This is a genomic window from Collinsella aerofaciens ATCC 25986 (assembly GCF_964259375.1).
Lineage (GTDB): Bacteria > Actinomycetota > Coriobacteriia > Coriobacteriales > Coriobacteriaceae > Collinsella > Collinsella aerofaciens_BO.
This window is the reverse complement of sequence record NZ_CAXVJM010000028.1, coordinates 1-10,553: the sequence shown is the minus strand read 5'-3', so window position 1 is coordinate 10,553 and position 10,553 is coordinate 1. Positions and strand designations below refer to the sequence as shown.

The 10,553-nt window shown below is 60.8% G+C and carries 10 protein-coding genes and 2 tRNA genes; 10 read left to right on the top strand and 2 right to left on the bottom strand.

The window, feature by feature from the left end; translation table 11 throughout:
- Positions 1 to 398: 398 nt before the first annotated feature.
- The 10 genes from ACEXKH_RS09415 to ACEXKH_RS09370 all read left to right on the top strand — a co-directional run bounded on the left by ACEXKH_RS09415 (position 399) and on the right by ACEXKH_RS09370 (position 8,817).
- Positions 399 to 1,682, top strand: coding sequence for a double-cubane-cluster-containing anaerobic reductase (locus tag ACEXKH_RS09415; protein WP_373573914.1), 1,284 nt, complete (start codon positions 399 to 401; stop codon positions 1,680 to 1,682).
- 157 nt (positions 1,683 to 1,839) lie between these two features.
- Positions 1,840 to 3,003, top strand: coding sequence for a double-cubane-cluster-containing anaerobic reductase (locus ACEXKH_RS09410; protein WP_373573913.1), 1,164 nt, complete (start codon positions 1,840 to 1,842; stop codon positions 3,001 to 3,003).
- A gap of 155 nt (positions 3,004 to 3,158) precedes the next feature.
- Positions 3,159 to 3,923: an acyl-CoA dehydratase activase gene (locus ACEXKH_RS09405; protein ID WP_316364803.1), complete on the top strand. Its 765-nt coding sequence runs from the start codon at positions 3,159 to 3,161 to the stop codon at positions 3,921 to 3,923.
- A 69-nt stretch (positions 3,924 to 3,992) separates the two neighbouring features.
- Positions 3,993 to 5,042: a selenide, water dikinase SelD gene (selD, locus tag ACEXKH_RS09400; protein WP_373573912.1), complete on the top strand. Its 1,050-nt coding sequence runs from the start codon at positions 3,993 to 3,995 to the stop codon at positions 5,040 to 5,042.
- Positions 5,043 to 5,099: 57 nt separating this feature from the next.
- Positions 5,100 to 5,726: a sulfurtransferase-like selenium metabolism protein YedF gene (gene yedF / locus ACEXKH_RS09395; protein ID WP_373573911.1), complete on the top strand. Its 627-nt coding sequence runs from the start codon at positions 5,100 to 5,102 to the stop codon at positions 5,724 to 5,726.
- Between the two features lie 19 nt (positions 5,727 to 5,745).
- Positions 5,746 to 5,997 carry a DUF3343 domain-containing protein gene (locus tag ACEXKH_RS09390; RefSeq protein WP_316370439.1) on the top strand — a complete coding sequence of 84 codons (252 nt, stop codon included), beginning with the start codon at positions 5,746 to 5,748 and terminating at the stop codon, positions 5,995 to 5,997.
- Complete coding sequence (locus ACEXKH_RS09385; protein ID WP_373573910.1) at positions 5,994 to 7,133, top strand: aminotransferase class V-fold PLP-dependent enzyme; 1,140 nt, start codon at positions 5,994 to 5,996, stop codon at positions 7,131 to 7,133. Before ACEXKH_RS09390 ends, ACEXKH_RS09385 begins: the two co-directional genes overlap by 4 nt.
- Before the next feature lie 77 nt (positions 7,134 to 7,210).
- Positions 7,211 to 8,569 carry a branched-chain amino acid transport system II carrier protein gene (gene brnQ / locus ACEXKH_RS09380; protein ID WP_373573909.1) on the top strand — a complete coding sequence of 453 codons (1,359 nt, stop codon included), beginning with the start codon at positions 7,211 to 7,213 and terminating at the stop codon, positions 8,567 to 8,569.
- Between the two features lie 91 nt (positions 8,570 to 8,660).
- Positions 8,661 to 8,737: transfer RNA gene (locus ACEXKH_RS09375), tRNA-Pro, on the top strand.
- A gap of 6 nt (positions 8,738 to 8,743) precedes the next feature.
- Positions 8,744 to 8,817, top strand: a tRNA-Gly gene (locus ACEXKH_RS09370).
- A 769-nt stretch (positions 8,818 to 9,586) separates the two neighbouring features.
- Here the strand turns inward: ACEXKH_RS09370 and ACEXKH_RS09365 are convergent.
- Entirely contained in the window at positions 9,587 to 10,042 is a 456-nt protein-coding gene (locus tag ACEXKH_RS09365; protein ID WP_373573908.1) for a PIN domain-containing protein, read from the bottom strand.
- Positions 10,035 to 10,358: a type II toxin-antitoxin system RelB/DinJ family antitoxin gene (locus tag ACEXKH_RS09360; RefSeq protein ID WP_158554596.1), complete on the bottom strand. Its 324-nt coding sequence runs from the start codon at positions 10,356 to 10,358 to the stop codon at positions 10,035 to 10,037. Before ACEXKH_RS09360 ends, ACEXKH_RS09365 begins: the two co-directional genes overlap by 8 nt.
- Positions 10,359 to 10,553: the final 195 nt, after the last annotated feature.

Sequence of the window (10,553 nt, the reverse complement as noted above, 5' to 3'; positions counted from 1 at the left end):
GGATTCGCGCCTCAGGACTCAGCGCAACGCGTTGCGCTGAGTCCTGAGGCTGTTGCAATGAAAATGAGAATCAAGGCGGCACACGACGCTGTCGTACGAATGTCAACGGTGTTCGCATGGTCGACGACCGTTGATATAGTTGACCTTAACTTGTAAAGGAGGGTGCGCATATGCCGCAGACGACATACATTCGCCGCGTTGCCGCGCGCGCCCTATATATGGCTCGGAGTCGCATATGAGCAGGTATGTTCACGGCTCCGGGAGAGACGACGCACAACTAAATAATCAGCTGCAAAGCAGGTTCCCCAAAATTCCGGGTTTGAGCACGGCCGGGCAATCGCCGTCCGTCGTGCATCGATACCGCTGTTATCCGTTTTTGGTTCGAGAGGGGAACCGTCATGGCTGAAGAATTTGATTTCCATCCGATGTGGGAGAGCCTCGGCATGAATCTTGCCGACCACGACATGCTGCTGGGCGCCGTGGGCCAGATGTACGGCGATATGTTCCTGACGCAGAATAATCGCCCCAAGTCCACGTCCTACCTGGATTTTGTCGCCACCAACATCCACAGTGGCCGTATTAAGGAGATGCTCGACAAGAAGGAGGCCGGCGAGGCCACCAAGATCGTCGGTTCGTTCTGCGTCTACGTGCCCGAGGAGATCGTACTTGCCTGTGACGGCATTCCTGTGGGCCTGTGCTCGGGTGCCGACTGGGCGACCGACAAGGTCGAGGAGCATCTGCCGCGCAACACCTGTCCGCTCATTAAGAGCTTTGCCGGCTTTAAGCTGGGCGAGGTCTGCCCCTACATTGAGTCGAGCGACCTGGTGGTGGGCGAGAACACCTGCGATGGCAAGAAGAAGGCCTACGAGTTCTTTGCCACGCAAAAGAACATGTACGTCATGGATATCCCCAACGTGCACGACGAGTCGACGCTCGTGACCTGGAAGGCCGAGGTCAAGAAGCTCGCGGCCAAGATCGAGGACGAGTGCGGCGTCAAGATTACGCCCGAGCGCCTGAAGGCTGCCACCCACGCCGTCAACGAGAAGCGTCGCGCCCTGCAGCGTCTGGCTGTGACCCGCGCTGCCGATCCGGCGCCCATCAGCGGTCTCGATAGCCTGCTGACCGTTCAGGCCGCCTTTATGGACGACACGCCGCGTCTGACCGGAGCCATCAACGACATGGCCGCCGAGTGCGAGCAGCGTGTCGAGGCCGGCGAGGGCGTGGCGCCCAAGGGGACCAAGCGCATCCTGTACACCGGCACGCCCATGGCCGTGCCCAACTGGAAGCTGTTCAACCTCATCGAGAAGGCCGGCGGCGTTGTGGTAGGCGAGGAGTCCTGCACGGGCTCGCGCTACTACAAGGACCTGGTCGACGAGTCCGGTGAGACGGTCGACGAGATGCTCGACGCCATCGCCGAGCGCTACTTTAAGATCAACTGCGCTGTCTTTACGCCCAACGACCAGCGTATGAAGGACATTGTCCAGATGGCCAAGGACCTGCATGCCGACGGTATCGTCGACGTGGCCCTGCAGTTCTGCACGCTCTACGAGATGGAGTCGTTTGCCGTGGAGAAGGCCGCCGAGGAGGCCGGCATTCCGTTTATGCACATCACGACCGACTACGCCGGCGAGGATGCAGGCCAACTGCAAACCAGGATTGAGGCTTTCTTGGAAACCATTTAGGGCTATATCCGTCCCGGCGGCTTCCCCAGGCATCCGATCTTGCCGTTCAAACCGTCGCTTGCGTACCAAAGTACGCGGCGACTCCTCTTTCACGGCAACCTCGGGCACCTGGGAAAGCCGTCTCCTTGGTTGGTTAAAAGGTTTGTTAAGGAGTTATATGTCGGAATATATTGAGCAGCCGTTGCCGCGCACGTTTGAGGAGTTCAACGAGCAACGCAAGGCCGCGTTTATTCGCGTTAAGGATTACAAACAGGCCGGCAATCGCCTGGTCGGCTTTTTGTGCAGCTATACGCCACTCGAGATTATCGATGCCGCGGGCGCTGCAAGTGTGGCCTTGTGCGGCACATCCGACGAGGTAATTCCCGAGGCCGAGAAGGTGCTGCCGGCAAATCTGTGTCCGCTCATCAAGTCGACGTACGGTTTTGCCTATTCACAAAAGTGCCCGTTTACGTACTTTAGCGACATGATCATCGGCGAGACCACCTGCGACGGCAAGAAGAAGATGTACGAGTTACTTAACGAGCTCAAGCGCACGCACATTCTGCACCTGCCACAGGGTCGCGATCGCGCCTACGAGCGCGAGGGCTGGTACGAGGAGTGCCGTCTGCTCAAGGAGGAGCTCGAGAACTTCTACGGTATTACGATCACCGATGACGACCTGCGCGCTGCCGTCCGTCGTCGCAATCGCCTGCGTGCTGCCCAGCTCGAGATGTTTGCGCTGCAGGCCAACCAGCCGGCGGCCATGAGCGGCGTCGACCTGATGAGCACTATGTTTGCCGGTACGTTTAGCTTTGATATCGAGGCCTATACGCAGCAGCTGGAGCAAAAGGTCGCCAAGCTGCGCGTGGCCTACGACGCGGGCGAGCGCCCGGTTGCGGCGGATGCCAAGCGCATTCTGATTACCGGCTGCCCGGTGGGCGGCGTGATCAACAAAATCGGCCGCACCATCGAGTCCAACGGCGGCGTGGTCGTGTGCATGGACGACTGCTCGGGCGAGCGCACGGCGGCCATGATGATCGATTCGGAGGCTCCCGACATCCTGCGCGCCATTGCCGACCGCTACCTGGATATCAACTGCTCGGTCATGACACCCAACGGCGGCCGTATGGAAAACACCCTGGCCATGTGCGAGAAGTATCACGTCGATGGCGTGGTGGAGAGCGTGCTCCAGGCGTGCCACACCTTCAACGTTGAGAGTGCGCGCATGCAGGAGGCCGTCGAGGGTGCGGGCATTCCGTACATGAAGATTGAGACCGACTACAGCAACGGCGACATGGGCCAGATCGAGACCCGCATCGCCGCCTTCATCGAAACCCTCTAGCTTCCTCAGGCGCCGGATCTTGCTCCTCAAACCGTCGCTTGCGTACCCAAAGTACGCTGCGCTCCTCTTTCGGGGCAATCTCCGGCACATGAGAAACCTAGAGCTAAGGCGCCTGAACGCGCCGCTACCTTTGATGTTTAGATTGGAAGAGAGCCATGATAGGGATCGGGATCGATATCGGGTCTACGGCGGCTAAGGCCGCTGTGGTCGATGGGGAGGGTTCGGTGGCGTGGACGTGCGTGCAGCCAACCGGGTTCTCCTCGGTCGATGCTTCCGAGCGGCTGCGCGAGGCACTGGCAGCGGCGGGCTATGACGTGACGGGCGACGATGTGCGTGTGGTCGCGACCGGCTACGGCCGTGTCGCCGTGCCCTATGCGCACAAGGTCGTGACCGAGATCACCTGCCACGGCACCGGTGCCGTGCGCCTGTTTGGCGATCACGGCACGGTGATTGACGTGGGCGGCCAGGACACCAAGGTCATCCAGCTTAAAGGCGGCCGCGTGGTCAAATTTGCCATGAACGACAAGTGCGCTGCCGGCACGGGGCGCTTTCTGGAGATCATGGCCGACCGCCTAGGCATTTCCCAGCAGCAGATGGCCGACCTGGCGCGTTCCGGCGAGCCCACCAAGATTAGCAGCATGTGCACGGTGTTTGCCGAAAGCGAGGTTATCAGCCTGATCGGTCGCGGTGAGCCGCGCGAGAACATTGCGCGTGGCGTGATCGACAGCGTGGTTTCGCGCGTGGCGACCATGGCCGGGCAGGCCGCGGGCGCCCCGTACTATCTGACCGGCGGCCTGTGCGAAAACGCCTATGTCGTTGAACGGTTGGGCGAGCTACTGGGGTCGCCGGTGACCACCTCGCCCCAGGCTCGCTTTGCCGGAGCGATCGGCGCGGCGATTCGCGCACAGGCGCTAGGGTGATGTATCGGCCGTGGAAGCGCGTTCATGCGTATACTGGGATGCATTGTTTGTGTTTGAGAGGAGGTATCGATGGCTGACGATCAGATTAAGCTCACGTCTATGACGGCCGCGAGCGGTTGAGCCGCTAAGTTGGCCCCCGGAGCCCTCGCCCAGGTCCTGGGCGATTTACCCAACGTGCATAACGACAACTTGCTCGTGGGGTTCGATACCTCTGACGATGCGAGCGTCTTCCGCGTAGGGGAGAACCTGGGCCTCGTGCAGTCCATCGACTTCTTTCCGCCGATGGTCGACGACCCGTTTCTGTTTGGCCAGATTGCCGCAGCCAACTCGCTGTCGGATATCTACGCCATGGGCGGGCGGCCGAGCCATGCTATGAACCTGCTCTGCATACCCAGTTGTCTGGGCGTTGAAGTTGCCGGTCAGATTCTGGCAGGCGGCGCCGACAAGTGCGTCGAGGCGGGTTGCTCCATCGCGGGCGGCCACACCATCAACGACGACGAGCCCAAGTACGGGCTGTCCGTGAGCGGTTTTGTCGCGCTCGACCGCATGTTCGCCAACAGCGGCGCACGCGCAGGCGATGTTCTGCTGCTGACCAAGGCGATCGGCTCGGGCATCATCACCACGGCCATTAAGGGCGAGCTCATCGAGCAGGACGAGGCCGCAGCCATGTTTGACTCGATGCGCGCCCTCAACGAGGCCCCGATTCGTCTGGCCGAGGGACTTGAGCTTCACGGCTGCACCGACATTACGGGCTTTGGCCTGATCGGGCACGCGTGCGAGATGGCCGAGGGCTCGGGCGTGCAGATCGAGCTTGCGTCGGGAACGGTACCGCTCTTTGACCAGGTGCTCGACATGGCGCGTCTTGGCATTATCCCCGCCGGCGCCTACCGCAACCAGGACTTCTTTGGCCCACGCGTGGCTGCCGACGAGGGCCTGGAGCCTGGCATGCTGGATGCGCTATACGATCCGCAGACGTCTGGTGGTTTGCTCATCGCGGCGCCTGCCGCCGATGTGGATGAGCTTGCGCGCCGTCTGCATGCCGAAGGACGTATTGCCGCCGTCGTCGGTCGCGTGTGTGAGCCGGTGCCAGGCGGTCCTGCCGTCCACGTTGTCCGTTAACGACACGTTTATTGAGCTATGTACCGCTCTAAAACGATTTATTCGAAAGGAAAAACTATGTCTACCAAAATTGAAGTCAATGCCATGGGCGATGCCTGCCCGCTGCCCGTCGTCAAGACGCTCAAGGCGCTTAAGCAGCTCGATGACGAGGGCGCCGTCGTGACCTCGGTCGATAACGAGACCGCCGTCAAGAACATCTCCAAGATGGCGCAGGAGAAGGGCTGCACGGCCTCAGTCGAGAAGGTTTCTGACGCCGAGTGGCACGTGACCGTGGCGACCTCTGGCACCGTTGCCGTGGCCGATCCCGAACAGGATGGCGCTGCCTTCTGTGATGCCAGCGCTGGCAAGGGCAAACTCGTCATTTCCGTCTACACCGACTGTATGGGCCGCGGCGACGACGAGCTGGGCCACAAGCTCATGAAGGCCTTTATCTTTGCCGTGACGCAGCAGGAGGAGCTGCCCGCGACCATGCTGTTCTACAACGGCGGCGCCAAGCTCACTGTCGAGGGCTCACCGGTACTCGACGACCTGAAGGGTCTGGCCGAGCAGGGTGTCGAGATCCTCACCTGTGGTACCTGCCTCGACCACTATGGCATTAAAGACCAGCTTGCGGTGGGCGAGGTCACCAACATGTACGTGATCGTGGAGAAGATGGAGCAGGCCGTGCGCGTCGTGCGCCCGTAGCGTATTGGTTGGAGTTGCCATGAGGGAGAAGCGCCCGGCGCTTGTCATCACGTTTCCCACCACGGCGGCCGCCATGGGGTGCGAGACCCTATGCATCGAGCGCGGCCTTCCCGGGCGCACGATTCCCGTGCCCGGGGAGGTCGCTGCCGGCTGCGGCTTGGCGTGGAAGGCGCTGCCTTCGGATGAGGACCTGCTGCGCGGCGAGCTTGCCGCGGCGGGCGTCCCCACCGAGGGCTTTACGGTGATCGACATGTGGGAGGTCGTGCGATGATCTACCTGGATAACGCTGCGACGACCATGCATAAGCCGCAAACGGTCATCGATGCCGTGACGCAGGCGATGTGCTCGCTCGGCAATGCCGGGCGCGGCGCGACGTCGGGTGCGCTCGATGCGGCGCGTACCATCCACGGCTGTCGCGCCAAGCTTGCGCGCTTGCTGGGCTGCCCGCGGGCCGATCATGTTTGTTTTACGCCCAACTCCACCGCGGCGCTCAATACCGTCATTAATGGCGTGGTGCGCCCCGGCGATCGTGTGGTCACGACGGTGCTCGAGCATAACTCCGTGCTGCGTCCGCTCAACCGCCTGGCAGCAGAGCAGGGCGTGACCGTTGAACATGCGGGCTGTGACGCGAACGGCGTGCTCGACTATGACGAGCTTGGGCAGTTGGTCACGCCGGGTACGCGTGCCGTGGTGGTGACGCACGCCTCCAATGTGACCGGCAACGCGGTCGACATTGCACGCGTAGCCGCCATGGCCCATGCGGCCGGTGCGCTCGTGATCGTCGATGCCTCGCAGTCTGCCGGCACGGCGCATATCGATATGCAGGCCATGGGGCTCGACGTGGTGTGCTTTACCGGCCACAAGGGGCTCATGGGTCCGCAGGGGACCGGCGGCCTGGCCGTGGCAGAGGGTATTGACGTAGCCCCTTGGGCCATGGGCGGTACGGGCGTGCACAGTTTCGATGCGCTGCAGCCGCTTGAGTGGCCCACGCGCCTTGAGGCGGGCACGCTCAACGGCCACGGTATCGCCGGCCTTTCTGCTGGCCTCGACTTTATCGAGGCCCAGGGCGGGGTGGAGACGATTGCAGCTCGCGAGCGCTCGCTTGCCGAGCGTTTCCTCGCAGGCGTTCGCGAAATCCCCGGCATTGCGCTCTACGGTGCCTTTGACCAGCCGACGCGCTCTGCGATTGTGTCGCTCAACGTGGGTGATATCGACTCTGCCGAGATCTCGGATGCGCTCATGCAAGGGTGGGGGATTGCGACGCGCCCCGGCGTCCATTGCGCCCCGCTCATGCACCGCGCGCTCGGGACCGAGCGCCAGGGCGTCGTCCGCTTCTCGTTTGGGTATTTCAACACGGACGAGGAAGTCGACACCGCGATCGACGCTTTGCGCGATTTAGCCTGCTAAAGCTGCTAGACCGTTTATACTTGCGGGACGGGTGTTTTTGCCCGTCCCGTTTTTGTTTCGATTCGAAAGGTGCTCTCATGGCTTCATCCGCCCCGCGCGGTCTGCGCTCCGACCATGTCGTCACCGTCGGCATCGCCCTGTTCTCGATGCTCTTTGGCGCCGGCAACCTCATTATTCCGCCGCTGCTGGCGCTGCAGGCAGGCTCTGCCACGCCGGTTGCCATGCTCGGCTTTCTCATAGCTGCCATCGGCCTGCCCGTCATGGGCTTTATCGCCGTGGCGCTTGCCGGAACGGCGCGCGAGCTTGCCGGCCGCGTGCATCCCAAGTTTGGCGAATTCTTCGTTGCGGCGGTCTATCTGGCCATCGGTCCGTGCCTGGCCATTCCTCGCACAAGCTCTACGGCCTTCGAAATGCTGGTTCCGCTGCTACCCGAGGGCGTTTCGCTCGGCACGGCACGTCTGGTGTTTGCCATCGGGTTCTTCGTCGTCGCGTTTGTGCTCACGCTGCGCCCGGGTGTCATCACGCGCGTGCTCGGCCGCATTACGGGCCCCGCGCTCATTGCACTCATCGTGCTAGTCGTGGGTGCTGCCGTGATCTCGCCGCTGGGACCGGCTGCCGCGCCTCAGGCTCCCTATGATGCCGGTGCCGCGGTCCAGGGCTTTTTGACCGGCTACCAGACCATGGACCTGCTCGCGTCGCTTGCCTTTGGCATCATCATCGCCGAGACCATCCACGAGCTGGGTGTTACCGATGACAAGCGCGTGGCCTTTGAGATTTCGCGTTCCGGTGTGATCGCCGGCGTGCTTATGGCCGTCATCTACTGCGGCCTGGCGCTTGCCGGCACGCAGCTCGGCACGGTTATGCCCGATGCCACCAATGGCGCCGCCATCCTTGCCCGCTCTGCCTCCATGCACTTTGGCCTTGTCGGCACGGTCGTGGTCTTTGCGATCTTTTTCCTTGCATGTATGAACGTGTGCATTGGCCTTATCAGCTGCTGCTCGCGCTACTTCTGCGAGACGTATGTGGTCGAAGGGGGAGCGGAGGCTTCCGAGGGGGCCATGCGCCGCCCCTTCGCGATTCTCGCCTTTGTGTTCGCAGCGTTTTCGTGCGTGCTCTCCAACGTGGGTCTCGACGTGATCCTTATGTTCTCGGTGCCTATGCTCAATGCCCTGTATCCCGTTGCCATCGTGCTGGTACTTATGGGCCTGGTGCACGGTTTTTGCGACGTGCATCCGCAAGTGTGGGTTTGGGTCGGCGGCGTCGTCGCAGTGCAGAGCGTGATCACCTCGGTCCGCGATGCGTTCTTTGCAGGCGCGTGGCTACCGTTCGATGCGCTGCCGCTGACGGACATTGGAGCCGCGTGGGTGCCGGTTGCCGTGGTGGCGTTTGTGATCGGCCTGCTCCATAGTCGTTTTGTTGCACATTCGAGGAGCTAAGGCATCAATGCTTGCACAGGCGGGGAGTCTCCCCTATAATTTCCTTCGCTTTGGGACACGCAAGGTTTAGACCTTAGCTGCTCAACACCTTCGGGACGTGGCGCAGTTTGGTAGCGCGCCTGCTTTGGGAGCAGGATGTCGCAGGTTCAAATCCTGTCGTCCCGACCATATCTTGCGGGCGTAGTTCAATGGTAGAACCCCAGCCTTCCAAGCTGATGACGCGGGTTCGATTCCCGTCGCCCGCTCCATAGGATAGTTTTAACGGCTTTGGCTCCATTTGGTGCCAGAGCCGTTTTCATAAGCGTGCCGGGCGACGGGAATCGAACCCGGCAGGGTGCGAAGCTGAGAAAATGCGTGAGTATTTTCCAGCGCAGTACGCAAGGGCCAATGGCCCGCAGCGAAACAAGGGCTTGCGAAGCAAACCCTTGGACTTCCCGTCGCCCGCTCCATAAGATAGATGAATGGCTCTGGTTCCTTTTGGGACCAGAGCCATTTTCGTAAGTGCACGGGGTGACGGGAATCGATGCCGCCCCACCTAAGTTGCGGTGAAATACGGGCTGTCGTTTGGCTTTTGCGAACCCATTGAAGGCCGGGGTAGCTAATTTGGGACGGGGCTGTTTTGACTACTCTAGCGATAGGCTGGCAAATGTGGTCAAAAAAGCCCTGTCCCTAAATGACTGGTCCGGTGCTGAGCCACGAAAGCGGCCCATCTACTACGTTTGGCCCGCAGGGGTCGACCATAGCGGCATTTTCGGAAAATCAGCAAGCCGTCTACCAGCGGTATTGATTTTTCGGATTTCGGTATGGTCGAGGGCAATCGGTTAAACGTAGTAGATAGGCCCATTTCGTGGCGAACAGTAGGATTCGCGGTCCAAGGCTGTCGGTTTCGGATGGCCAACCTGGAAGTTGCGGTGGAATAGTTCCTAAAAGGCCCGTGGAAGCTTGAAAACAGGAACTATTTCACCGCAACTTAGGAGGGGATGGGGCTGAGGGGCGGGCGATGCCGTTGCCTGCCGGTTAGTGGCGGGATTGGTGGCGGAGCTTGTCGATGGTGGAGTCGGTGCTGCGGCTGCGGGCTTCGGCTGCGGTTTGGCGCTTGTGGCGGTAATCGATCATGCCTTGGATGATGGGCTTGCCAAAGCTCACGACATCATCGTTGTAGATGGCGGTACGGGCGGCAAGCAGACAGTCAGTAAAGTCCATATGAGTCTTGCCAAAGAGTTTGACGGCAAGGGCGACAACGGTGGGCTCGTCGACCATGACGTCATCGAGCAGCCTTCTCATGGCCGTAGCAATCTCAACGCGGGGAACCTTATAGGCGTCGCGCAGCGTGACCACGACGCGCGTGATGATTTCGGGGTAGACGCGAGCGGTGCGCGTGGCGATGACCTTGGCGGCGCGCGGGGACAGAACTTCGTCGTCGTCAAGCAGGTAGCGCAGGATGACGGTCTCGTCGATGATGGTGCTACTCATGGATATCTACTTCCTCGGGGCCCAAAATCGAATCGTCGCTTTCTGTAGCAAGGTATTCAATCCAGGCATTGCGCTCCTCGGAGCGGCGATTGGGGTCACCATATGCTTTGAGCGATCCATAGGCGGCGGTGCCGTCCTTTGAGCGCACGGCGACTGGCTGAAAGGGAAGCTTGCGCATCAAAATGCTTTGCGCGACAAATAGGCGGACGGCTTCGGCGAGCGATGTGCCCATGGCGTCGTAGAGATGCTCGGCATGCTGCTTGTCTTCCTCGCGAATGCGCACCTGCAGGATGGCTCTTTTTTGAGTCGATGACATCACTGGCCCCCCTTAATGAGCGTGCAATATGAATGGTCAAATACAGCATCGGATATTAATAGCTAATCTTATAACCACTACTTTATTGCACTCAAGTTAATGAGCGCGAAATTTATCACCCTTGATTCTCATTTTCATTGCAACAGCCTCAGGACTCAGCGCAACGCGTTGCGCTGAGTCCTGAGGCGCGAATCC

What these genes read in the sequence shown, in the direction of transcription:
- ACEXKH_RS09360 (WP_158554596.1), bottom strand. Translation starts at nt 10,358, where the DNA reads ATGTCATCGACTCAAAAAAGAGCCATCCTGCAGGTGCGCATTCGCGAG.
- ACEXKH_RS09410 (WP_373573913.1), top strand. Translation starts at nt 1,840, where the DNA reads ATGTCGGAATATATTGAGCAGCCGTTGCCGCGCACGTTTGAGGAGTTC.
- ACEXKH_RS09390 (WP_316370439.1), top strand. Translation starts at nt 5,746, where the DNA reads ATGAGGGAGAAGCGCCCGGCGCTTGTCATCACGTTTCCCACCACGGCG.
- yedF (WP_373573911.1), top strand. Translation starts at nt 5,100, where the DNA reads ATGTCTACCAAAATTGAAGTCAATGCCATGGGCGATGCCTGCCCGCTG.
- ACEXKH_RS09405 (WP_316364803.1), top strand. Translation starts at nt 3,159, where the DNA reads ATGATAGGGATCGGGATCGATATCGGGTCTACGGCGGCTAAGGCCGCT.
- ACEXKH_RS09365 (WP_373573908.1), bottom strand. Translation starts at nt 10,042, where the DNA reads ATGAGTAGCACCATCATCGACGAGACCGTCATCCTGCGCTACCTGCTT.
- ACEXKH_RS09415 (WP_373573914.1), top strand. Translation starts at nt 399, where the DNA reads ATGGCTGAAGAATTTGATTTCCATCCGATGTGGGAGAGCCTCGGCATG.
- ACEXKH_RS09385 (WP_373573910.1), top strand. Translation starts at nt 5,994, where the DNA reads ATGATCTACCTGGATAACGCTGCGACGACCATGCATAAGCCGCAAACG.
- brnQ (WP_373573909.1), top strand. Translation starts at nt 7,211, where the DNA reads ATGGCTTCATCCGCCCCGCGCGGTCTGCGCTCCGACCATGTCGTCACC.